Annotated in this window: 22 protein-coding genes; 10 read left to right on the forward strand and 12 right to left on the reverse strand. The window is 72.1% G+C overall.

Going from position 1 to position 21,701, the window contains the following annotated elements:
- Positions 1-6 precede the first annotated feature (6 nt).
- Positions 7-1,491 (forward strand): tannase/feruloyl esterase family alpha/beta hydrolase, encoded by a 1,485-nt coding sequence (locus JYK18_RS39740; protein ID WP_206809026.1) that lies wholly within the window; start codon positions 7-9, stop codon positions 1,489-1,491.
- Here the strand turns inward: JYK18_RS39740 and JYK18_RS39745 are convergent.
- Positions 1,476-2,417, reverse strand: coding sequence for a BTAD domain-containing putative transcriptional regulator (locus JYK18_RS39745; protein ID WP_206809027.1), 942 nt, complete (start codon positions 2,415-2,417; stop codon positions 1,476-1,478). The two genes, JYK18_RS39740 and JYK18_RS39745, sit on opposite strands and share 16 nt — an antisense overlap.
- 158 nt (positions 2,418-2,575) lie before the next feature.
- Between JYK18_RS39745 and JYK18_RS39750 the strand changes: the two genes are divergently transcribed.
- Positions 2,576-2,974, forward strand: coding sequence for a hypothetical protein (locus JYK18_RS39750; RefSeq protein WP_206809028.1), 399 nt, complete (start codon positions 2,576-2,578; stop codon positions 2,972-2,974).
- A gap of 190 nt (positions 2,975-3,164) precedes the next feature.
- Here the strand turns inward: JYK18_RS39750 and JYK18_RS39755 are convergent, their stop codons facing one another.
- Together JYK18_RS39755 and JYK18_RS39760 are read right to left on the reverse strand one after the other, a co-directional pair.
- Positions 3,165-4,295 carry a serine hydrolase gene (locus tag JYK18_RS39755; RefSeq protein WP_206809029.1) on the reverse strand — a complete coding sequence of 377 codons (1,131 nt, stop codon included), beginning with the start codon at positions 4,293-4,295 and terminating at the stop codon, positions 3,165-3,167.
- Between the two features lie 17 nt (positions 4,296-4,312).
- Positions 4,313-5,008: a hypothetical protein gene (locus JYK18_RS39760; RefSeq protein WP_206809030.1), complete on the reverse strand. Its 696-nt coding sequence runs from the start codon at positions 5,006-5,008 to the stop codon at positions 4,313-4,315.
- A 133-nt stretch (positions 5,009-5,141) separates the two neighbouring features.
- Here JYK18_RS39760 and JYK18_RS39765 point away from each other — a divergent pair, with 133 nt between their 5' ends.
- A complete protein-coding gene (locus JYK18_RS39765; RefSeq protein WP_206809031.1) occupies positions 5,142-5,663 on the forward strand; it encodes an SRPBCC family protein in 522 nt (173 codons plus the stop codon).
- 102 nt (positions 5,664-5,765) lie between these two features.
- Positions 5,766-6,434 carry a response regulator transcription factor gene (locus JYK18_RS39770; protein WP_206809032.1) on the forward strand — a complete coding sequence of 223 codons (669 nt, stop codon included), beginning with the start codon at positions 5,766-5,768 and terminating at the stop codon, positions 6,432-6,434.
- Here JYK18_RS39770 and JYK18_RS39775 read toward each other — a convergent pair.
- The 3 genes from JYK18_RS39775 to JYK18_RS39785 all read right to left on the reverse strand — a co-directional run bounded on the left by JYK18_RS39775 (position 6,400) and on the right by JYK18_RS39785 (position 10,241).
- Positions 6,400-7,830, reverse strand: coding sequence for a BTAD domain-containing putative transcriptional regulator (locus JYK18_RS39775; RefSeq protein WP_206809034.1), 1,431 nt, complete (start codon positions 7,828-7,830; stop codon positions 6,400-6,402). The two genes, JYK18_RS39770 and JYK18_RS39775, sit on opposite strands and share 35 nt — an antisense overlap.
- 106 nt (positions 7,831-7,936) lie before the next feature.
- Entirely contained in the window at positions 7,937-8,821 is an 885-nt protein-coding gene (locus JYK18_RS39780) for a crotonase/enoyl-CoA hydratase family protein (RefSeq protein WP_206809036.1), read from the reverse strand.
- 61 nt (positions 8,822-8,882) lie between these two features.
- Positions 8,883-10,241, reverse strand: coding sequence for an APC family permease (locus tag JYK18_RS39785; protein ID WP_206809038.1), 1,359 nt, complete (start codon positions 10,239-10,241; stop codon positions 8,883-8,885).
- A 125-nt stretch (positions 10,242-10,366) separates the two neighbouring features.
- Between JYK18_RS39785 and JYK18_RS39790 the strand changes: the two genes are divergently transcribed.
- From JYK18_RS39790 to JYK18_RS39815, 6 genes are all read left to right on the forward strand, one after another.
- The gene (locus tag JYK18_RS39790; RefSeq protein WP_206809040.1) at positions 10,367-10,978 is read left to right on the forward strand and encodes a TetR/AcrR family transcriptional regulator; all 612 of its coding nucleotides are present in this window, start codon (positions 10,367-10,369) and stop codon (positions 10,976-10,978) included.
- Positions 10,975-12,042 (forward strand): P1 family peptidase, encoded by a 1,068-nt coding sequence (locus tag JYK18_RS39795; RefSeq protein WP_206809041.1) that lies wholly within the window; start codon positions 10,975-10,977, stop codon positions 12,040-12,042. Before JYK18_RS39790 ends, JYK18_RS39795 begins: the two co-directional genes overlap by 4 nt.
- A 26-nt stretch (positions 12,043-12,068) precedes the next feature.
- Positions 12,069-12,272, forward strand: a complete 204-nt coding sequence (locus JYK18_RS39800; RefSeq protein WP_206809043.1) for a hypothetical protein — start codon at positions 12,069-12,071, stop codon at positions 12,270-12,272.
- A 61-nt stretch (positions 12,273-12,333) separates the two neighbouring features.
- A complete protein-coding gene (locus tag JYK18_RS39805; protein ID WP_206809045.1) occupies positions 12,334-13,128 on the forward strand; it encodes an IclR family transcriptional regulator in 795 nt (264 codons plus the stop codon).
- Positions 13,129-13,217: 89 nt separating this feature from the next.
- Complete coding sequence (locus JYK18_RS39810; protein ID WP_206809047.1) at positions 13,218-14,495, forward strand: glucarate dehydratase family protein; 1,278 nt, start codon at positions 13,218-13,220, stop codon at positions 14,493-14,495.
- A gap of 4 nt (positions 14,496-14,499) precedes the next feature.
- Positions 14,500-15,492 carry a 2-hydroxyacid dehydrogenase gene (locus JYK18_RS39815; protein ID WP_206809049.1) on the forward strand — a complete coding sequence of 331 codons (993 nt, stop codon included), beginning with the start codon at positions 14,500-14,502 and terminating at the stop codon, positions 15,490-15,492.
- On the opposite strand, the gene JYK18_RS39820 is transcribed toward JYK18_RS39815, so the two are convergent.
- The 6 genes from JYK18_RS39820 to JYK18_RS39845 are packed head-to-tail and all read right to left on the reverse strand — an operon-like array spanning position 15,470 to position 21,624.
- Complete coding sequence (locus JYK18_RS39820; protein WP_307796268.1) at positions 15,470-16,186, reverse strand: sulfite exporter TauE/SafE family protein; 717 nt, start codon at positions 16,184-16,186, stop codon at positions 15,470-15,472. The two genes, JYK18_RS39815 and JYK18_RS39820, sit on opposite strands and share 23 nt — an antisense overlap.
- Positions 16,183-17,157 carry an ABC transporter ATP-binding protein gene (locus tag JYK18_RS39825; protein ID WP_206809053.1) on the reverse strand — a complete coding sequence of 325 codons (975 nt, stop codon included), beginning with the start codon at positions 17,155-17,157 and terminating at the stop codon, positions 16,183-16,185. The genes JYK18_RS39820 and JYK18_RS39825 overlap by 4 nt, the downstream gene beginning before the upstream one ends.
- The gene (locus tag JYK18_RS39830) at positions 17,147-18,175 is read right to left on the reverse strand and encodes an ABC transporter ATP-binding protein (protein WP_206809055.1); all 1,029 of its coding nucleotides are present in this window, start codon (positions 18,173-18,175) and stop codon (positions 17,147-17,149) included. The genes JYK18_RS39825 and JYK18_RS39830 overlap by 11 nt, the downstream gene beginning before the upstream one ends.
- The gene (locus JYK18_RS39835) at positions 18,172-19,116 is read right to left on the reverse strand and encodes an ABC transporter permease (protein ID WP_206809057.1); all 945 of its coding nucleotides are present in this window, start codon (positions 19,114-19,116) and stop codon (positions 18,172-18,174) included. Before JYK18_RS39835 ends, JYK18_RS39830 begins: the two co-directional genes overlap by 4 nt.
- 19 nt (positions 19,117-19,135) lie before the next feature.
- Positions 19,136-20,065, reverse strand: a complete 930-nt coding sequence (locus tag JYK18_RS39840; protein WP_206809058.1) for an ABC transporter permease — start codon at positions 20,063-20,065, stop codon at positions 19,136-19,138.
- Complete coding sequence (locus JYK18_RS39845; protein WP_206809059.1) at positions 20,065-21,624, reverse strand: ABC transporter substrate-binding protein; 1,560 nt, start codon at positions 21,622-21,624, stop codon at positions 20,065-20,067. Before JYK18_RS39845 ends, JYK18_RS39840 begins: the two co-directional genes overlap by 1 nt.
- Positions 21,625-21,701 lie beyond the last annotated feature (77 nt).

Here is a 21,701-nt window from a genome sequence, read left to right on the forward strand (position 1 = left end):
GAACCCATGAAACGCCTGGCCGTACTGCTGCTGGCGGCGATCCCGATCGCCGCGCTCCTCTCGTTCAGCGCGAGTGCCGCCCCGCTCGGCTGCACCGCGCCCGCCGTCCCCGCGCCACCCGGCGCGCGGATCGAATCGGTCGACGCGGCCCGTGTCGCCGATCCCGCGCACTGCTTGGTCACGGTCACGCTGACGCACGACGGCACCGACCACGTCAAGGTGGCCGTCGCACTCCCGGACCAGGGCTGGACCGGCCGCCTCCAGGCAGTCGGGGGCAGTGCCTACGTCGCGGGCGACTTCGGCGCTCCGCTGGCCCAAGCCGTCCGCGACGGCTACGCCGGGGTGACCACCGACGCGGGCGTCTCCGCCAACCCGCTCGACACCAGCTGGGCGCTGAAGCCCGGCGGCGAGCTGAACACCACGCTGCTGACCAACTTCGCCACCCGGTCGGTGCACGAATCGGCGGTCATCGGCAAGGCGGTGGCGCAGGGCTTCTACCGCAGCCCGGTCACCTACTCCTACTGGAACGGCTGCTCGACCGGCGGGCGGCAGGGTTACGCCGAGGCGCAGCACCACCCCGGTGACTTCGACGGGGTGCTGGCCGTGGCCCCGGCCGTCCACTGGGGACAGTTCGCGGTGGCCACGCTCTGGCCGCACGTGGTGATGAACCAGGAGCACCACTTCCCCAGCGCCTGCGTGCTGACCGCGTTCCGGGAAGCGGCGATCAAGGCGTGCGACCCGCGTGACGGCGTGGTCAACGGCATCGTCGACCAGCCGGAGCTGTGCGGGTACGACCCCCGGCAACTGGTCGGCACCCAGGTCCTCTGCGACGGCCAGGAGGTCACGGTGACCGCCGCCGACGCGGAGGTGGTCCGCAAGATCTGGGCCGGTCCGGTCGACGAGCACGGCCGCAAGCTGTGGGCGGGCCTGCCCAAGGGCGCCGACTTCACCTGGCTCGCGAGCCCGGCCGGTTTCCCGGTGGCGGCGGCCTGGGTGCGGAGCTTCGTGGCGAAGGACCCAGCGCTCGACCTCGCGACCATCACCTACCCGCGGTTCGCCGAGCTGTTCCGGCAGTCGGTGCGCGAGTTCGACGACGTCATCGGCACCGCCGACCCGGACCTGTCGGAATTCCGCCGCTCCGGTGGCAAGCTGCTCAGCTGGGTCGGCGCGGACGACCAGCTGATCCCGCCGGACGGGGTGGTGCGCTACCGCGAGGCCGTCGAACGGCGGCTGGGCGGTGCCCACCGCGTCGACGAGTTCTACCGCCTGTTCTTCGCACCGGGTGTGGAGCACTGCTCCGGCGGCGTGGGCCCGGCCCCGAAGGACCCGCTCGGCGCGCTGGTGAACTGGGTCGAGCACGGCCAGGCGCCGGACGTCCTGCGAGCCGAGAAGGACCAGACCGTCACGCGCGACCTGTGCCGCTACCCGCGGGTGTCCCGCTACACCGGCCACGGCGATCCCGCGCAGGCGTCGAGCTACCGCTGCCGCTGAAGCTGGGCATCGTCACCGCGGAGGACCGCCTGGTGGACCCGGCCGACGAGGTCGCTCGGCTCGACACCGAGATCGTCCACCAGGCGGCGGCGCAGGCGCTGGAACACGCCGAGCGCGTCGGCGCGGCGCCCGCTGCCGTAGAGGGCGCGCATCAGCAACGCGGCCAGCGGCTCGCTGTGCGGGTGCTCCGAGGTCAGCGCGGACAGTTCACCGATGGCCTCGGCGTACCGGCCCAGCCGCACCAGGCACTCCAGCCGCCCCTGGAGCAGGGCGATCCGGCGTTCGCCGAGGCGTCGCCGCTCGCCCTCGGCGAAGGGGCCGGGCAGGCCGGCGAGGGGTTCGCCGCGGAACAACGCCAGCGCGCTCGCGTACCGGGCGACCGCGGCGACGAGGTCTCCGTCGCGCCGGAGGGCGGCCGCTTCGGTGGCGAGTTCGGCCAGGCGGACCGAGTCCACCTGGACCGCGGCACCGGCCAGCCGGTAGCCGCCCCGGTCCCGGCCGATCACCGCGTCCGGGGATTCGTCGCCCGTCTGCAGGCACTTGCGCAGCCGGTAGACGTAGACCGGCACGACCTTCGCGGCCGGCGGTTCCAGGCCCCACACCGCGTCGAGCAGTTCGGCACAGGTGACCGTGACGTCCGGGCGCAGCGCCAGCGCGGCGAGCAGCGCCTGCTGGCGCACCGGCCCCAGGTCCACCGGCTCGGTGCCGCGCCAGGCCCGCGGCGGGCCGAGCACGGACAGCCGCAGCGGCGCGGTCCTGGTTTCCTCGTCCAGCCCCAGATGGGCCACGATCCGCCCGAGGTCGGAGCGCACGGCCACTTCGGCGATGGACAGTTCCACCGCGATCTCCGCCGCGGACAGGCCACGCCCGACCGCGCGCAACACGCCCTGTTCCCTCGGAGTGAGCAACTCCCGTGTCAGCGCCATGCCCCAGATCGTGGCGTTCGCGCTGGTCACGAACCAGGGTGAGGACCGGCCATATGTGGCCGGTGGGCTCCACCGGCGCTTACGCACTGCGGCGGCCGGGCCGAGCCGTTAGCGTGGGTGACGTGCGGGATTCCCGCCCGCCGGACCCGGAGCGCACCGTGACCGATCACGAGGAAGATGCCCTGGCGCGGCGGGACCGGGCGCTGGGCCGCCGTGAAGAGCGGATCTTCGCACAAGACCGTGAGCTGGCTGCGGAGCGTCCGCACTGGTACGAAGCACTCGCGGCGAGGCAGCGGCGAGCTCATCGCCACGCGCTCGAGCAACGCGCGGTATCGGAGCGGCTCAGGGTCAGCAACCAGGAAACGATCGATGGCGCGCGTGCCGCGATCCAGCGGTCGCACCGGCGGCTGGACCGCGCCGAAGCCGCGCTCGCAGAGAGCAACCGCCGTATCGGGCGGGACCAAGCCGAGATCAACCGCGAGATGGCCAGGAGCGCCCGGCTAGCGGCGAACGACCCCGGGTACGGCGAAGAGGCCGCGCCAGAAGACCTCCCCTGACGCGACCTGCTCGCTCAACACGACCTCACTCGGCCCAGCCTGCCCAGTCCCGGTCACACACGCGATCCGGCCTACCCAGCCCGATCACACCCGGCCCAGCCAACCCAGCCCGGCCGCAAAGGCCCGGCCCGCCCAGCCCGATCACACGCGACCCAGCCTGCTCAGCCCGGTCACACGCGAACTGGCCTGCTTAGCCCCGGTCGCAGAGGACCTCGGTGATCGTCACCCCGCGGTGCACCGAGTTACCCCCGCCGACCGAACCGCTCTCCCCGGCGAGGTTGTTGATCACGTTCCCCGCCACGAACGCGGCCCGGCCGTCCGCGGTGGCCGCGGCGACCGACTGGTACCCCGGCCAGAGCCCGTAGTGACCCCAAGCCTCACCACCACAGGGCAGCTGGAACCGCTCCACGCCAAGCCCGTAGCCCCACGGCGGACCGCCTTCCACCAGCTGGAACATCTCCGCCAGCTGCGCGGGCGGCACCACCTCACCGGCCACGAGCGCCTGGAAGAACCGCGTCGCGTCGGCCCCGCTGGTGACCAGCCCGCCGCCCGACAGCCCGACGCTCGGCTCGATCAGCTCGGTGAAGTCGACGTAGAGGTACCGGCCGACATACCCGCGCGCGTGGCCGGGCGGCAGGGTCTTGTTCCCCGGCGTGGGCAGATAAGTCCTGGTCAGACCGAGCGGGGTGGTGATCCGGTCGGTGAGCTCCCGATCATAGGCGCGCCCGGTGACCTTCTCGATGATCATCCCGGCCAGGATGAAGTTGGTGTTCGAGTACTGGTACCCCTCCCCCGGCTCGAACAGCGGCGGCTGCGCCAACCCCCAGCCCGCCACCTCCGCCAGCGTGTGCGGCCGCAGCTGTTCGAGCGGGTTGAGACCACCGCCGAGCCACAGGTAGTCGGCGACCCCGCTGCTGTGGTTGAGCAGCTGCCGGACGCTGATCCGGTGGCCGTCGTACCCGTTGCCCTGGAGCACCCCCGGCAGGTACGTCTCGACCGAGGCGTCCAGGTCGACCGCCCCCTCGGCGACCAGCTGCAGCACCATCGCCGCGGTGAACGGCTTGGTCAGGCTCCCCGCCCGGATCTGGTCGTCCGGCCCGAACGGCTGGTTCTGCCCCAGCACCTTCGTCCCGCTGGTGACACCCCACACCTCGCCCTGCTCGCGCACCACGGCTTCCGCGCCGGGCGCGCCGTTGCTGGCGCGGAACTTGTCCACCGCGGCCTGGGTGACCGGGTGCGCCACCGGGGCGGCCGCGGCGGCGGGCCCAGCAAGCGCGAGCACCGCCGCGCCGACGACCGCCACCACGATTCTCTTCGACAACTCGGTTCTCCCCATGGTCAGTCGGCCACCGGCGTGAACCCGGCACCGGGCGCGTCCGGGCCGCGCGTGGCGATGTCGTCCTGGATGTTCTTGGCGCTGGTGAAGATGAACGGCGGCACGGTCAGCGCGACCCGCGTCACGATGCCCGCCCATTCCGTGGCCGTGCCGTCGTTACGCGCGACGACCAGCGGCCCACCCGAATCACCGGGCATGTTCACCGCGAACGACGCGATCAGCCCGTCCGCGTTGGACCCCACCAGTCCGCAGGTCTTGCCGGTGGTGCGCCCGTCCTTGCACACGTTCGACCCGACCGCGGGCAGCCCACCGTCGAGCACCTTGTCGATCCGCAGCGCCGGGCCGTTGGCACTGAGCGAAACCTTCGCCGGGTCGAACACGATCACCGCGTAGTCGCGGTACGCCTGCTCCTGCGAGACGAACGCGTACTTCCCGATCGGCCCCAGTTCGCGCTTGCCGGGGAAGTACACGTCGTCCCCGCCGTAGCAGTGCGCGGCGGTGATCCCGACCAGCCTGCCCGCGTTGTCCGTGCCCACCGGCCCCAGCGTGCACAGGGTGAGCCCGGCACCGTGGTCCATCTGCAGTCCGTTGGTCACCACCACCCTGTCCTGGGCGGCCGCGCCCGGCGCGAAAGCCAGCCCCAGCGACACCACCGCACCGGCCACCCAGGCCCAGCGCGTACCCCTGGCGAACACCATTTTCCCACCCCTTCGTTCCAGCGACGGGAACGAACCTAGGGGCAAGCGATGAAATCCTGACTACGTCGTGATTTTTGCGCCTTGACCGGGCCACCGCCCCGCTGGTGAGGTAACAGGTCTACTGGGAGGTGTGATGGCGCCGAATCCGAGGGACAAGCTCACCTACACCGAACCGATCGCCGTCGGCGAGGTCCACGTCGACGCCTCGCCGGACGAGGTGTACCGCCTGGTCAGCGACCCGGTGGCGATGGCGGACCTGGCCGAGGAGTTCTACCGGGCCCGCTGGATCCGCGGGGCCACCGAGGCCGCGGTCGGGAACTGGTTCTCCGGCTCGAACCGCAACGGCTGGCGCCGCTGGGTCACCCACGCCGAGATCACCGAGGCCGAACCGGGCCGCCGGTTCACCTACCGCGTGCGCACCCCGTTCTTCGTGCCGATCTCACGCTGGGAATACGACCTCGCCCCCGAACGCGGCGGCTGCCGCCTCACCGTGACGAACTGGCTGCGGGTGCCGCGGTGGTTCGTCCCGTTCGCCATCTTCATCACCGGCGAGCCGGACCGCGCCGGGACGAACAACGCCAACATCGCCACCACCCTGACCCGCCTGAAGGCCCACGTCGAGTCCCGGCGCGCGGACCTGCCCGACAGCGCCTGAACGCCCGGTCCGGGACCACTCCCAGCCCACCGCACCGGACCGGTAACCTCACCCCCGCCTTGTTTGACCGATTTCGAACCGGCGGGCGTGCTTGGAGGCGCGATGGGAGCCGAGCTGATCACCGCGGTGATCGTGGACGATCACGCGGCGATCGCCGCGGGGGTGCGGTACTGGTGCGAGCAGGCCGATCCGCCGATCCGCCTGGTCGACGCCGGTGACCGCCTCGCCGCGGTGTGGACCGGCGAGGGCGCTGAGGCGGACGTGGTGATCTTCGACCTGGAGCTGACGCCCGGCCAGCCCGCGTTCGGCGAGCTGCGCCAGCTGGTCGACAGCGGGCGGCGGGTGGTCGTGTACTCGCAGCACTCCGACGACCTCACCGCGATCAAGTGCATCGACCTCGGCGCGCTGGCGTACCTGACCAAGCACGAGGGACCGGGCCACCTGGTGCCCGCGATCCGGGCCGCCGCCGAGGGCCGCGGGTACACCGCGCCCTCGCTGTCCGGCGCGCTCGCCGCCGACGAGACCCCGGACCGGCCACGCCTGTCGCCGCGGGAAACCGAGGTGCTGCGGGCCTGGTTCGCCTCGTCCTCCAAGGAACTCGTCGCCGCCAAGCTGCACATCACGGTGAAGACGGTCGACACCCACATCGCCCGCGTGCGCGTGAAGTACGCCAACGCCGGGCGCGCCGCCCGCACCAAGAGCGAGCTCGTCACCCGCGCGCTCGACGACGGCGTGATCACGCTGGCCGAACTGAACGAGGCGGCGCTGTAACGGCGGCGAGCGTCCGCCGGATCACCTCTGCCCGGTCCGGGGTCTCGTGCCGGACCAGTTCGGCCACCACCCGCAGGGCCAGCGGCACGCCCGCGCACAGCTCGGCGAGTTCGGCAAGCGTGTCCGCCTCGGTGTCGCCGCCGAGCAATTCCCGCAGCAACCCGGCCGCGTCCGGCGCGGGCAGCCGCCCCAGCCGGATCCGGTGCGCGCCGTAGCGGACCACGAGTCCGGCCAGCGGGTCCCGGCTGGTCACCAGCGTGCAGCAGGTGGAACCGGCGGGCAGCAGCGGGCGCACCTGCTCGGCGCTGCCCGCGTTGTCCAGCAGCACCAGCATCCGGCGCCGGTCGGCGAGCGTGCGGAAGGCGGCCGCGCGCTCCTCGAGTTCGGCGGGGATCGCGGTCACGCCGAGCGCGCGCAGGAACCCGGCCAGCACGTCGGCGGGTTCGGCCGGCTCGCCGTACCCGCGGAGGTCGGCGTAGAGCTGGCCGTCGGGGAACCGGTCGCGCCGCTGCCGCGCCCAGTGCACCACGAGCGCGGTCTTGCCGGCACCCGCCGGACCCGTCACCACGGAAAGCGGGGCCGCGGCGTCGAGTTCGGCGAGTTCGGCGTGCCTGCCGGTGATCGCGCCCGCGTCCGCCGGGAGCTGGGCGGGCACCGCACTGGCCACCGGCGCCGGTTCGGACAGCACGCGGTGGCGCAACCCGCGCAGGGCCGGGCCCGGCGCCAAGCCCAGTTCGGCGGCCAGCACACCGTGGGCGCGGCGGTAGGCCTCCAGTGCCTCGTCCTGCCGTCCGGCCCGGTGCAGTGCGGTGATCAGCAGTTCGTGCAGCCGTTCCCGCAGCGGGTGCGCCCGCGCCAGTCCGGTCAGCTCCCCGATCACCGCCTCGTGCAGCCCGCACTCCAATTCGGCCTGGTAGAGGGATTCGATCGCGGTGAGGCGGAGTTCGGCGAGCCGCCGCGCCCAGTCGGCGAGCAGCGGCACTTCGGCCTCGGCGAACGCGTTTCCTTGCCACAGCGCCAAAGCCGCGCGCAGCGACTCGACCGCGCGCTGCGGTTCCCTTCGTGCGGTGGCGATCCCGGCCTCGGCCAGCGCCTCGAACCGGTCCGCGTCCAGCTCACCCGGCCGCACCTCCAGCCGGTACCCCGCGGTGCCGAAGGACAGCCGCTCCGGGACGTCGAGGATCGCGCGGAGCCGGTGGACGTGCAGTTGCAGCTTCTTCGGCGCCCGCGGGTCCGGCCGCTCCCCCCACAGCGCGTCGGTCAGCACGTCCACCGGCACCGGACGGCCGCGGCGGGCCAGCAGCACGCCGAGCAGCGTCCGCCGCAGGCTGCCGGTCAGCACCTCGGTCCGCTCACCCCGCCGGACCGCCACCGGCCCCAGCACCCGGAACTCCATCCGCCCACCCCTTCGCCCGCGGCCGTCCCCCGCCGGCCCCCCTCGGTCACGCTCCATTCCAGCCCGAACGCGAATCCCGTGCTGTCAGGCGTTCACCGGACACCCGTCAGTCGCGAGTGGCATCGAGCCAGTCCTGGTAGAACGGCGGCATCTCCGAGGCCCGGCCGGTGAACTCGGCGGCGCGCTTCTCGCGGAAGGCCGCCACGCCCTCGATGCCGTCGGCGATGCTGGTGTAGAACATCGCCAGCGAGTCCACGCGGTGGGCGTCGACGGGGTGCGGGCGGGCGGAGTTGCGCCGCATCATCTGCCGGGTGAACGCGGTGGCCACCGGCGACCGGCCGCGCGTCCACCGGTCGGCCAGTGCCCTGGCCTCGTCGAGCAGTTCCGCCGGTTCCACCACCTTCTGCACCAGGCCGACCTCGCGGCTCTGCTCGGCGTCGAGGATGTCGGCGCTGTAGGCCAGGTCCAGCGCGGCGGGCAGGCCCACGATCCGCGGCAGGAACCAGGTGGACGCGGCCTCCGGCACGATGCCGAGCTTGCCGAACACCAGCCCGACGCGGGCCTTGGTGGCGGCCAGGCGGGCGTCCATGGCCAGCGTCATGGTCGCGCCGATGCCGACCGCCGCGCCGTTGATCGCGGCGATGACCGGCTTGCGGCAGTCGTGGATGGCCAGGGTGACCCGGCCGCCGGTGTCGCGGATCCTGGCCAGCTCGGGGTCGTCGAGATCGGCCATGTCGGCCAGTTCCGGCCGCCGGTCGGGGTCGAGCCCGAACACGTTCCCGTCGTTGCTCAGGTCCATCCCGGCGCAGAACGCGCGGCCCGCACCGGTGACGATGACCGCGCGCACCTCGTCGTCGGCGTTGACCTCGGTGAACGCCGTTTCGAGTTCCTCGGCCATGGTCACGGTGAACGCGTTGAGCTGGTCGGGGCGGTTCAGCGTGATGGTGAGGATGCCGTCGGTCAGTTCGCGGGTGATCGTGGTGGGGCTCATCTGCGGGGTTCCCGTCCTTTCGGCTGGCGTCACCCCCACCTTCGCAGGACCGCTCCCGGGCTCACTCGGAGGGCTCCTCGGCGAGCCGCCAGCCACCGCGGCGGCGGCGCACGAGGAGGTAGTAAGCCCCGGCCAGCACGGCGATGCCGGCGGTGACGATCAGGCTGGGCCGCCCGACCTCGGGGTCGCGCGCGTTCTGGTACAACACAAAACCGAGCGCGGCCAGCGCCAGCACCGGTGCCACCGGGAACCACGGCATCCGGTACCGGGCGTGCGCGGTGGCCCCGGACCGCCGCCCGGCGATGGCGCCGAGGCACAGCGCCGCGTACACCACCACGATCGCCGTGCTGGTGACCACCAGCAGCACCCGTTCGTCCACAAAGCACAGTCCGGCGGCGACCGCGCCGGTGCCGATGGTGGCCACCCACGGCGTGCCGAACCGGGGGTGCACCTTCGCCAGCGCGCGGTTCACCGGCGCGGGCCAGGCGCGGTCGCGGCCGCTGCTGAACACCAGCCGCGAGCTGATCAGCACGATGGCCAGCACCGCGTTGACGATCGCCAGCGCCACGGCCAGGCTGATCACCGTGTCCAGCGTGCCGCCACCCCGCGCGGTGACGAAGTAGGACAGCATGTTCGGCGCGTTGAACAACTCCCCGAGATCCGGGGAGCCGAGCAGCACCGCGGTCACCGGGACCAGTTCGGCCAGTACGGTGATGCCCAGTGCGAGCAGGATCGCGCGGGCCACCCCGCGCCCGGCGTCCTGCGTCTCCTCGCCGAAGTAGACGGCCGAGCCGTAGCCGTTGTAGGCGAAAATCGCCACCGAGGTGGCCACCACGATGGCGCCGACGGTGGCCGGCCCGCCGTCGGCGGCCACCGGCTGGGTCAGCAGTTCGGTGAACGGGCGGACCGGGTCGAGCAGGCCCAGCGCGCTGACCACGGCCAGCGCGATCAGCTCGATGGCCAGGAACACCCCGGTGATCCAGGCGTTGACCTTGATGTCGAACACCGCGACCAGCCCGGCGAGCACGCAGGTCACCGCGGCCGCGACCGGGGCGGACAGGCCGGGGATCAGCACCCCGAGATAGGTCCCGACCCCGAGCGCGATCACCGCGAGGATGAGCACCTGGGTGACGATCATGATGCCGAGCACGACGAAGCCCGGCAGCCGCCCGAGCGTGCGCGCGGTGATCGCGTACTCGCCACCGGCCAGCGGGAACGCCGAAGCGAGTTCGGCGTAGACGAAGGCCATGAACACACCGACCACGGCCGCGATGACGAAGCTGTAGAAGGCGCCCGAACCGGCGCCGGTGAGCACCCCGGGCGCGATGACAAAAACCGAAGACGCCGGGCTGATCGCGGACAGGGTGATGAGCAGCGTGCCGAGGGTGCGAAGCCCTCGGCGGAGTGCGGGTGCGGCCACGGTCGACCTCCAGCTGTTCTTTGAAGTGCCTTCAGAGAACTGATGACCCAGAATGACAAGCCTTCAGCAGAGCAATGTCAAGACCGCTGTTGCGTTTTCTGAATCTTCTTTGAAGAATGATCGGCATGGCGAGACCGAGCAGGGCGAGCGAGCGGCGGGCGGAACTGGTGGCGGTGGCGCGGCGGGCCGTGGTCGATCGCGGGGTGCTGGACCTGCGGCTGCGGGACATCGCCGACGGCGCGGGCATGTCGTCCGGCTCGGTGCTGTACTACTTCCCGAGCCTGGCCGAGCTGCTGCAGGAGGTGCAGCGCGACGCGGTCGAGCGGTTCTGCGACGCCCGGGAGCGCGAGGCGTCGAGCGAGCTCACCCCGCCGGCGCGGCTGCGGGCCATGATCGGCAGCGGGCTGCCCACCGGCCCGGACGACGAGCTGTGCGTGCTGCTCTACGAACTCGGCACCATCGCGCGCCGCGATCCCGCCTACGCGGCCCGTCACATCGCGCTCTACGAACGCCAGGTTCGCTGCTACACCGCGATTCTCGAAGCGGGCGCGGCGACCGGGGTGTTCGACCTGACCGACCAGGCCGTGACGATCGCGCGGAACCTGGTCGCCCTGGAGGACGGGTACGGCCTGCACCTGACCCAGGCGGTGGCCCCGCTGGAGCGCGCCACCGCGGTGGCGATGCTGCTGGCCTACGCCCGGACCTCGACCCGCTGCGCGCTGGAGGATGTCTCGTGACCCGAGCCCGTGACCTGGCCATCGCCCCGCCCGGCGAACCGGGCCCGCACAACGCGATCACCGACGTGCCCGGGGTGGAGGTCGGCTACACCACGCTGATCTCCGGGGATTCGGTGCGCACGGGGGTGACCGCGGTGCTGCCGCGTGGGCGTGCCGAGTTCGATGTGCCTTGTGCCGCGGGGACTTTCTCGCTCAACGGCAACGGGGAGATGACCGGGACGGCGTGGCTCGCGGAAACGGGATCGCTGTCGTTGCCGGTGTTGCTGACCAACACGCACGCGGTGGGGCCGTGTCATCGCGGCGCGATCGACTGGGTGCTGCGGGAGCGGCCCGGGGCGGCGGCGGAATGGCTGCTGCCGGTGGTCGCCGAGACCTGGGACGGTTACCTCAACGACGTCAACGCGTCGACCGTCCACACCGGACACGCGATCGCCGCCATCGACGCGGCTTCCGGTGGTCCGATCGCCGAAGGCTCGGTCGGCGGCGGCACCGGCATGACCTGCTACGGCTTCAAGGGCGGGACGGGGACCGCGTCGCGGGTGGTCGCCCACGGCGGGGACCGGTACACCGTCGGCGCGCTGGTGCAGGCGAACTTCGGGAGCCGAGGGGAACTGACGGTCGCGGGCGCCCCGATCGGCCGTTCCCTGTCCGACGACGACCCGATGGCGGACACCAGCTGGCTCGCCCCACCCGGCGCCGGCTCGGTGATCGTCCTCATCGGAACCGACGCGCCGCTGCTACCCGGCCAGTGCGCTGCGTTGGCGAGGCGGGTCCCGCTGGGCCTGGCACGCACCGGAACGACCGGCTCGCACTTCTCCGGGGATCTGTTCCTGGCCTTCAGCACGGCCAACGCCGGGGCGCTCACCAGTCGCTTCCCGCAGCCCTCGGACCAGACGTACGAAACGCTGCGTTTTGTGCCGTGGGGCCGGATCGACCCGTTCTTCGAAGCGGTGGTGCAGACCGTGGAGGAGGCCGTGCTCAACGCACTGGTGGCGAACCGGGAGATGACGGGCTTCCGCGGTCGACGGGTTCCGGCGCTACCACACGCACCCTGGTCGCAGTGATCCCAACTCCTCGGAGGTCGCCCACCATGCTGCAGCTGAAGAAGGCATCGTTCGACCTGGCGTCCCTGATCGGGCAGCGGCCCGAAGTCGCGAAGGTGAGGTGCGAGGAGGACGGCTTCATCGTGGAGATCCTCGGGCCCGACACCGTCGCGTTGTTGCTGGACCTCAACCCGAACCGCATCCGGTTGCGGGTGGAGCGGAACCGGGTGGTCGAGTACCACCGAGGCTGACCGGCCCTCCTGCCGCCGGGGTACCGTGTTCGCTCGGGTTCGAGCAGGTAGGAGGGTGTTGATGGCCGCACCGGAAGGCGGGGAGAACGGGGGCGGGGTCCGCGAGGTGAAGTCGGCGGCCCGCACCCTGGAGCTGCTCGAACTGCTCGCCGCCCGCCGCAACCGCCCGGCCAGGTTGCGGGAGCTGAGCGAAGCCCTCGGCATGCCCCGCAGCAGCTGCTACGCCCTCCTCCGCACCCTGGCCAAGTACGGCTGGGTCCGCACCGACGCCTCCGGCACCCTCTACGGCATCGGCATCCGGGCCCTGCTCGCCGGCACCACCTACCTCGACACCGACCCCTGCGTCCGCATCGCCAAACCCGTGCTCGACATGCTCGGCGAGCACCTCGACGAGACCTTCCACCTCGGCAGGCTCGACGGCCAGGACGTGGTCTACCTGGTGACCCGCGCCTCCAGTCAGTACCTGCGCCCGCACAGCCGCGTCGGGCGCGACCTGCCCGCCTATTCGACCGCGCTCGGCAAGGCCCTGCTGGCCGAACTCGACACCGACCAGCTCGACGAACACCTCCCGGCCGAGCTGACCGCGCTCACCCCGCACACCCTGACCGACCGGCCCGCGCTGCTCAAAGACCTCGCCGAGATCCGCGAGCGCGGTTACGCGGTCGACCGCGAGGAGAACAGCGTCGGCCTGCAATGCTTCGCGCTGCCACTGCGCTACACCACCCCGGCCACCGACGCGATCAGCTGCTCGGTGCCGCTGACCCGGCTCACCCCGGCCCGCGAGGCGGAGATCCTGACCGCCATGCGCCGCGCCCGCGAAACCATCGAACAGGCCGCCCTGTCGATCGAGAGGTGACCTCGTCTACATCCGTGGACGCGCGTCTTCACATGTGGACAACGCCGGGTTAGGGTCGGGCCAAACACCCCGCGATCGGAGGTCCACCGGTGCCCTACGAATCCCACCGCGTCCGGGAAGTGCGCATCACCCCGGTGGCCTTCACCGATCTCCCGCTGCTCAACACCGTCGGCGTGCACGAGCCCTTCGCCCTGCGCGCGATCGTCGAGCTGGTCACCGATTCGGGACTGACCGGCCTCGGCGAGACCTACGGCGACGCCGGGCACCTCGACCGGCTCCGGCTCGCCGCGGCCGAACTCACCGGCGTCGACGTCTGGCAGGTCAACGAAATCGCCCGCCGCATCCGGGGAGCGCTCGCCGCCGACCGGAGCAAGGGCGGACACGGCATGAGCGGGATGGTCACCGGCAGCAGCACCGCCGACCGCGTGCTCTCCCCGTTCGAGGTGGCCTGCCTGGACATCCAGGGCAAGGCGATCGGCCGCCCGGTCAGCGACCTGCTCGGCGGCGCGGTCCGGGACCGCGTCGACTACAGCGCCTACCTCTTCTACAAGTGGGCGGGCCACCCCGGCGCCGACGACGACCCCTGGGGCCCCGCGCTCGACCCGGGCCAGCTCGTCGCGCAGGCTGAACGGATGATCGGCGAATACGGCTTCAGCGCGATCAAGCTCAAGGGCGGGGTGTTCGAACCGGACTCCGAGGTCGAGGCGATCTTCGAACTCCGCAAGGCTTTCCCCGACCATCCACTGAGGATCGATCCGAACGGCGCCTGGAGCGTGGAGACCGCCATCCGCGTCGGGCAGCGCCTCGACGGCGTGCTCGAATACCTGGAGGACCCGACCACCGGCATCGACGGCATGGCCGCGGTGGCCCGCGAAGTGCCGATGCCGCTGGCCACCAACATGTGCGTGGTCGCCTTCGACCACGTCCGGCCCGCCGTCAAACAGGACGCCGTGCAGGTGATCCTGTCCGACCACCACTTCTGGGGCGGCCTGGACCGGTCCCGCACGCTGGCCGGGATCTGCGACACCTTCGGCCTGGGGTTGTCCATGCACTCCAACTCGCACCTCGGCATCAGCCTGGCCGCGATGACCCATCTCGCCGCCGCCACGCCGAACCTCACCTACGCCTGCGACACGCACTGGCCGTGGAAGGACGCGGCCGACGACGTGATCGTGCCGGGCGCGCTCGCCTTCGAAGGCGGCTCGGTCGCGGTGCCGACCGGACCCGGTCTCGGCGTCGAACTGGACCGCGACGCGCTGGCCCGGCTGCACGAGCAGTACCTCGCCTGCGGCATCCGCGAACGCGACGACACCGGCTACTTCCGCCGGTTCGAGCCGCAGTTCGACCCGACCGCGCCGCGCTGGTGACGCGATGAGGATCCTGCTGTCCGACCCGATCATGAGCCGCTTCACCGACGAGCTGACCCGCGGCGGGGCCGACGGCCACGACTGGGAATTCCTCGCCGGCCGACCGGATGACGACGTGGTCGCGCGCCTGCCGGAGGCGGACGTGCTGGTGGCGTCCCGGATGACCGTCCCGATGGCCGAAGCGGGCACCGGACTGAAACTGGTGCACGTCACCGGCGCCGGGCTCGACCGCATCCCGCTCCACGCGCTCGCGCCGGACACGGTGGTGTGCAACACCTTCCACCACGGCCGGTCGATCGCCGAGCACGTGGTGATGGTGGCGCTGATGCTGTCGCGCCGCGTGCTCCGCGCGGATCGCCTGCTGCGACGGGGAATCTGGGAATCCGTAGCCCTGGATCCGACGGTCCCGCTCGGCGGTGCGCTGGCCGGGCGCACGCTCGGTGTGGTCGGCTTCGGCGAGATCGGGCAGCAGGTGGCCCGGGCGGCCACCGCGCTGGGCATGCGGGTCCGCGCGGTCCGCCGCAACCCCTCGGCAGCACTGCCCCCGGACCTGCGGGAGCTCCGGGTCGAGGGCGACGACCAGCTCCCCGGCCTGCTGGGCGACTCGGATCTGGTGGTGCTCACCGTGCCGCTGTCCACCGCCACCCGTGGCTTGATCGGCACCGCGGAACTGGCGCGGATGCGGCGGGACGCGTTGCTGATCAACGTCGCCCGCGGCCCGCTCGTCGACGAGGACGCGCTCTTCGAAGCACTGGTCGAGGAGCGGATCGGCGGTGCGGCACTGGACGTCTGGTGGAGCCACCCGAAGGACGGCACCGGCGCCACGGGGTACACCCGGCCGTTCCACGAACTGGAGAACGTGGTGCTGACCCCGCACCACTCGGGGCACACGCGCGAGACCTTCACCGGCCGGGCGGCCGAGATCGCCGCGAACATCCACCGGCTGGCCACGGACCAGCCACTGTCCAATGTGGTCAGAGGAACTGCTGGACGGTGAGCGTCACCGCGCCGGCGACCGCGAGCACCATCGCGGCGCCGCGTGTGCGACCCTCGTCGAGGTGCCGCGAAACCGGGCGGGCGAGCAGCACCCCGGCCGCCGCGGCGGGCGCCAGGAAGGCCGAATACCGCAGCGTTTCCACGTGCACCACACCGGCCACCGCCAGCGCGCCCAGGCTCAGCAGCGACCCGACCAGGAAGAACGCGCTCATCGTGCCGCGCATCTTCGGCCCGGCGTAGCGCTGCCACACCAGCGCCATCGGCGGCCCGCCGATCGAGGTCGCCGTGCCCATCAGCCCGGACGCGGCCCCGGCCAGCGCCACCGCCCGCGGCGTCGGGCGCGGCCGGAACCCGCGCAGGCTCACCACCACCCCGGCCAGCACCACCGCGGCCACGCTGAACGCGAGCGCCTTCGCCGGCAGGAAGGCCACCAGCGCCGCCCCGGCGATCGTGCCCGGCACCCGCCCGCCCAGCGCCCAGCCCGCCCCGCGCAGGTCCAGGTGCGCGCGTTCGGCCAGCACCGTCGCCGTGGTCACGCCGGTGGCCAGCAGGAGCAGCACCACCGGCACCAGCGTCGGGTCGAGCAGCGCGATCACCGGCGCGGCGAGCATGCCGAGCCCGAACCCGATGGACACCTGCAGCATCGAGCCGACCAGCACCACCGCCGACAACACGCAGAAGGCCGGAACGCTCACGCCGGGATCGCGGTGAGCGGGAAATGGCACAGCCCCTCGTGCGCCCCGGATTCGGTGACCACGGGTGGTTCCCCGGTGGCGCAGCGGTCGGTGGCCTGCCAGCAGCGGGTGCGGAACCGGCAGCCCGACGGCGGGTCCAGCGGCGACGGCAGCTCACCCCGCAGCAGGATCCGGTCCGCGCGCTCGGCCCCGGACACGTCCAGCGAGGGCGCGGCCGACATCAGCGCCGCCGTGTACGGGTGCACCGGCTGGTCGAACACCGCTTCGGCCGGACCCTGCTCGATCACCTTCCCGAGGTACATGACCGAGACCCTATCCGCGACGTGCCGGACCACCGACAGGTCGTGGGAGATGAACAGGTACGACACGCCGAGCCGCTGCTGCAGTTCGGCGAGCAGGTTGAGCACCTGCGCCTGCACCGAGAGGTCCAGCGCGGACACCGGCTCGTCGCAGATGATCAGGTCGGGGTTCAGCGCCAGCGCGCGGGCGATGCCGAGGCGCTGCCGCTGCCCGCCGGAGAACTCGTTCGGATACCGCTCGGCGTCGCCGGCCCGCAGGCCGACCAGGTCCAGCAGTTCCCTGGTGCGGGCGGCCCGGTCCGCCGCGGTCGGCACCACGTCGCGGTGCGTGCGCCACGGTTCGCCGATCAGCTCGGCCGCGGTCATCCGGGCGTTCAGCGAGGCGAACGGGTCCTGGAAGACCATCTGCACCCGGCGCCGCCACGCGAGCAGATCCTTGCCGCGCAGGGAGAACGGGTCGGTCCCGGCGAACCGCACGGTGCCCTCGTCCGGCCGTTCCAGCAGCATCAGCACGCGGGCCAGGGTGGACTTGCCGCAGCCCGACTCCCCCACCAGCCCGACGGTCTCGCCCCGGCCGATCCGGAGGTCGACGCCGTCCAGCGCCCGCAGCCGGTTCTTGCCCACCCGGAAGGACTTCCGGATGCCGTTGACCTCGAGCAGGTTATCCGGCATGGGTGCGCTCCTGTTCCGGGAAGTGGCAGGCGGCCGACCGGGTCCCGGCCGCCGGCGTCAGCCGAGGGCGTTCGCCGGCACACAGATCGGTGGCTTTCGGGCAGCGGGCCTGGAAAACGCAGCCCGGTGGCACGGCGCTGAGTTCGGGCGGGCTGCCCGGCACGGCGTGCAGCGGCTGACCCCGCACCCCCTGTTCGGGCACCGAATCCAGCAGGCCGCGCGTGTACGGGTGCTTCGGGTCGGCGAAGACCTCGCGCACCGGGCCGGTTTCGACCACGTTCCCGGCGTACATGACGGCCACGTCGTCGGCCTCCTCGGCGACCACGGCCAGGTCGTGGGTGATCAGCACCAGCGCCATCTCGCGTTCGGTCCGCAGGTCGCGCAGCAACCGCATCACCTGCGCCTGCACGGTCACGTCGAGCGCGGTGGTCGGCTCGTCGGCGATCAGCACCTGCGGGCCGAGCGCGACGGCCATCGCGATCAGCAGCCGCTGCCGCATGCCGCCGGAGAACTGGTGCGGGTACGACTTGGCCCTGGCCCGCGGTTCCGGGATGCCGACCAGTTCCATCAGCTCGACGGCCTTCTCCCGCGCCGCGCGGCGGGACAGGCCCTGGTGGATGCGGAACGGCTCACCGAGTTGCCTGCCCACCGGCTGCACCGGGTTCATCGCGGTCAGCGCGTCCTGGAAGACGATCGAGAGCACCGGCCCGGCCAGGCGGCGGCGTTCGGCGCGGCCGAGTTCGAGCACATCGGTGCCCGCCACCCGGACCGAGCCACCGGCCACCTCGGCGATCGGGTCGAGCAGGCCGACGATGGTCTGCGCGGTGATCGACTTGCCGCAGCCGGACTCGCCGAGCAGCGCCAGCGTCCGGCCCCGGCGCACGGAGAAGCTGACCTGGTCGACCGCGCGGACCGTGCCCGCCGCGGTGCGCAGGTCCACGCTGAGCCGGTCGACCTCCAGCGCCGCGTGCCCGGTGCCGGTGTCCGAAGTGGACTTGGTGGGAGCTGCCGCGTTCATCCGGTGACCTCCGTGGTGGTGGGACGGGCGCCGCGCGTGCGCCGCGGCAGGGTCAGCCGCCAGCGCTGGGCCGGGTCGGTGGCCAGGCGCACCCAGGCGGCGAGCACGGTGGCCGACACCGTGGTCACCACGATGGCCACCCCGGGCAGCACCGCGATCCACCACGCCGTCTGCAGGTACTGCCGGCCCTGGGCGACCATCAGGCCCCAGCTGACATCCGGCGGCTGGATGCCGATGCCGAGGAAGCTCAGCGAGGACTCGGTGAGCATGACGAAGCAGAAGTCGAGGGTGGCCACGGTGAGCAGGGTGGGCAGCGCGATCGGCAGGATGTGCCGGTAGATCGTCGGCCAGCTGGTCGCGCCGAAGGTCCGGGCCGCGTCGACGAACAGCCTGCTCTTCAGTTCGGCCGCCTCGGCGCGCGCGGTGCGCAGATAGACCGGGATGCGTGCGATGGCGAGGATCAGCACGATGTTGCCGACGCTGGGCGCGAACACGTAGAGCACCACCACGGCGAGCAGCAGCGACGGGAAGCTCAGGATCACGTCGGCGATCCGCATCGCGACGTTCTCCCGCACCCCGCCGTGGTACCCGGCCCACATGCCCAGCGTCGCGCCGATGACGAGCGAGCAGAGCACCGCCGGGATGGCCACCGACAGCGTGGTCCCGGCGGCGTCGATCAGCCGCGCCAGCACGCTGCGGCCCAGCACGTCGGTGCCGAGGAGGCCGAAGAAGCCGTGGTCGAACGACGGCGGCCGCAGCGACGCGCGCAGGTCCTGGCGCACCGCTCGGTCCCCGGTGAGCAGCGGGCCCAGCAACGCGGTCAGCAGCACCAGCCCGAGCACCACGGCGGCGACCGCGGCGAACCGGTCGCGGCCGAGCAGGGTCCACCAGCGCGCCCGGGCGCGGGCGGCCTTGCCGGGTTGGTTGACGGTGGTGGTCATCGTTGACTCCTAGAGCAGGTCAGGCCGGGACTGCCTGGCGCACACGGGCGTCGAGCAGGGCGTAGCAGAGATCGATCACGATGTTCAGCAGGAAGATGGTGATCGCGGTGAGCAGCACGGCGGCCTGCAGCACGGCGAAGTCGCGCTGCAGGATCGAGTCGATCATCAGCTTGCCGATGCCCGGCCAGCCGAAGATGGTCTCCACCACCACCGCGCCGTTGACCAGCCCGATGGTCAGGTCGCCGGCCACGGTCAGCGCGGGCGTGGTGGCGTTGCGCAGCGCGTGCCCGAACACCACCCGCTTCTCGCTCGCGCCCTTGCTGCGGGCCACCTTCGTGTAGGGCGCGGACAGCGCCGCCACCATCGCGCCGCGCACCACCTGGACCAGCACGCCGAACGGCCGGATGAGCAGGGTGGCGATCGGCAGCACCCAGACCTCCGGGCCGCCGCTGACCCCCGAGGTGGGCAGCCACTCCAGGCTCACGCCGAAGACCAGCACGCCCATGATGGCGAACCAGAAGTCCGGGATGCTGGCCGCGGTCATCGACAGGAAGCTGGAGATCCGGTCGGCCAGCGAGTTCGGCCGGTACGCGGCGAGGCAGCCGATCAGCACCGCGCCGGCCGCGGCGATCAGCATGGTCACCGCGGCGAGTTGCAGGGTGGCCGGGAACGCGGTGAGCACCATCTCCGCGGCGGGCTGGTCGGTCCGCAGCGAGGTGCCGAAGTCGAGCTGGACGACCTGGCCGAGGTAGTCCCACAGCTGCACCAGGATCGGCTGGTCGAACCCGTGCTCGGCGGAGAACGCGGCCCGCTGCTCGGCGGTGGCGCTCAGCGGGAGGTAGAGGTTGACCGGGTTGCCGGTCAGCCGCGCCAGGCAGAACACGCCCAGCACCACAAAAACCAGCGGGATCGCGCTGGAGACGACGCGTTTGCGCAGGAAGGTCAGCATCAGCGCGCCTCCCCCGCCGCCGCGGGCCGCACGGCGGCCAGGTGCATCTCGTCCCCGGTCGCCGAATCCGGTTGGTACCGGACGGACGGCGAGATGCCGAGCAGGCCGCGCATGTGGGCGAGGTGCACGTACTGCGCCACGGAGTCGTTCTGGTCGGCGAAGATCGCGGCGAACGCGTCCTGGCGGGCCGGACCGGCCAGCCCACCGGCTTCGGCGATCTTCGCGTCGAGTTCCGGCGTGCCGAAGGTCGACTGCGGGCCGCCGGCACGCAGGTACTGGCTCGTGGTGAACGCCGCGTCACCGGCCTGGTTGCCGTGCATGATCAGCAGCGCGATCGGCCCGACACCGGTCGGGAACGGCCGCAGCTGGTACTCCAGGTGGGCCGCCGTGTCCGCCATCTGGATCTGCACGTTCAGCCCGACCTGCGCGAGTTCGTACTGCAGTGCCTCGGCGGTCTCGGCCACCCTGGGGAACTGCGTGTTCCTGGCCACCAGGGTGATCTTGCGGTCGACCGGGACGCCGTCGGCGGCGGCCTCGCGGATCAGCGCGCGGGCGGCTTCCGGGTCGTAGGCGGCGGCCTTGAGCGTGGGGTTGAAGCCGACCACACCGTCCGGGATCAGCTGTGCGGCCGGTTCGGCCAGTCCGGCCAGCAGGGTGCCGACGATGCCGTCGCGGTCCACCGCCAGGCCGATCGCCTTGCGCACGCGGATGTCGTCGAGCGGGGCCTCGCGGCCGTCGAGGCGCAGCGCGGTGGTCTCGTTGTTGGGGTAGGCCACCGAGTTCTCCTCGGTCGCGTCCTCGGGGTTGAGCGTGGTGGCCAGATCGGCCTCGCCGCGGGTGATCATCGCCGCGCGCACGCTCGGCTCCGACCGCCAGACGTAGCGCGCGGCCGGGAAGGCCGGCGCCTCGCCCCAGTAGTTCTCGTTGCGCCGCAAGGTGATCGACACGCCGGTCTCCCAGCTCTCGATGGCGTAGGGTCCGGTGCCCACCGGTTCGCGCACCTTCGCCGTGGTGCTCGTGGCGCGCGGCACCATCTCGACGAAGCTGAGCCGCAGCGGCAGGATCGGGTCCGGCTTGGTGGTGTGCACGGTCAGCCCGGCGTCGCCGTTGACCTCCAGGCCGAGCTTCTCCTCGTCGTCGAACACGTAACCGTCCACATTGCACTGGAGGTCCGAGTTCACCGCGCGGTCGATGGAGAAGGCGGCGTCCTGCGCGGTGAACGGCTGTCCATTGTGGAAGGTGACGCCGCCGCGGAGGTCGAAGGTCCAGGTGGTCGGCGCGGTCTGCCGCCAGGCCGTGGCCAGCAGCGGGCGCAGGTCGCCGGTGCCGGCGTCGCGTTCCAGCAGCGGTTCGCTGATGTTGGAGCGGACCACCACGCCGGTCGAGGTGAGCGAGGCTTCACAGGGTTCGAGGGTCGGTGGTTCCTGCGCGAGGACAACGCGCAACGTACTGCCCGCGTCTCCGGCGTCGCCCGACGGGCTGTTCGCCACGGTGCAGGAACTGCCGCACAGGACCACCGCCGCGACCGCGAGGACGCGGGAACGTACGGAAGACAGCATCGTCTCTCCGATGATCAGGGGATGAAGTGATCGGAAAACCGGAGCCGATTGTCTATGGACGCGTATCCGGTCTGCAT

This window comes from Amycolatopsis sp. 195334CR (assembly GCF_017309385.1).
In the GTDB taxonomy this organism is placed as follows: domain Bacteria; phylum Actinomycetota; class Actinomycetes; order Mycobacteriales; family Pseudonocardiaceae; genus Amycolatopsis.

Coding starts and splice junctions, on each gene's coding strand:
- JYK18_RS39740 (WP_206809026.1), top strand. CDS start 7: ATGAAACGCCTGGCCGTACTGCTGCTGGCGGCGATCCCGATCGCCGCG.
- JYK18_RS39745 (WP_206809027.1), bottom strand. CDS start 2,417: ATGGCGCTGACACGGGAGTTGCTCACTCCGAGGGAACAGGGCGTGTTG.
- JYK18_RS39760 (WP_206809030.1), bottom strand. CDS start 5,008: ATGGTGTTCGCCAGGGGTACGCGCTGGGCCTGGGTGGCCGGTGCGGTG.
- JYK18_RS39765 (WP_206809031.1), top strand. CDS start 5,142: ATGGCGCCGAATCCGAGGGACAAGCTCACCTACACCGAACCGATCGCC.
- JYK18_RS39770 (WP_206809032.1), top strand. CDS start 5,766: ATGGGAGCCGAGCTGATCACCGCGGTGATCGTGGACGATCACGCGGCG.
- JYK18_RS39775 (WP_206809034.1), bottom strand. CDS start 7,830: ATGGAGTTCCGGGTGCTGGGGCCGGTGGCGGTCCGGCGGGGTGAGCGG.
- JYK18_RS39780 (WP_206809036.1), bottom strand. CDS start 8,821: ATGAGCCCCACCACGATCACCCGCGAACTGACCGACGGCATCCTCACC.
- JYK18_RS39790 (WP_206809040.1), top strand. CDS start 10,367: ATGGCGAGACCGAGCAGGGCGAGCGAGCGGCGGGCGGAACTGGTGGCG.
- JYK18_RS39800 (WP_206809043.1), top strand. CDS start 12,069: ATGCTGCAGCTGAAGAAGGCATCGTTCGACCTGGCGTCCCTGATCGGG.
- JYK18_RS39805 (WP_206809045.1), top strand. CDS start 12,334: ATGGCCGCACCGGAAGGCGGGGAGAACGGGGGCGGGGTCCGCGAGGTG.
- JYK18_RS39815 (WP_206809049.1), top strand. CDS start 14,500: ATGAGGATCCTGCTGTCCGACCCGATCATGAGCCGCTTCACCGACGAG.
- JYK18_RS39825 (WP_206809053.1), bottom strand. CDS start 17,157: ATGCCGGATAACCTGCTCGAGGTCAACGGCATCCGGAAGTCCTTCCGG.
- JYK18_RS39830 (WP_206809055.1), bottom strand. CDS start 18,175: ATGAACGCGGCAGCTCCCACCAAGTCCACTTCGGACACCGGCACCGGG.
- JYK18_RS39835 (WP_206809057.1), bottom strand. CDS start 19,116: ATGACCACCACCGTCAACCAACCCGGCAAGGCCGCCCGCGCCCGGGCG.
- JYK18_RS39840 (WP_206809058.1), bottom strand. CDS start 20,065: ATGCTGACCTTCCTGCGCAAACGCGTCGTCTCCAGCGCGATCCCGCTG.
- JYK18_RS39845 (WP_206809059.1), bottom strand. CDS start 21,624: ATGCTGTCTTCCGTACGTTCCCGCGTCCTCGCGGTCGCGGCGGTGGTC.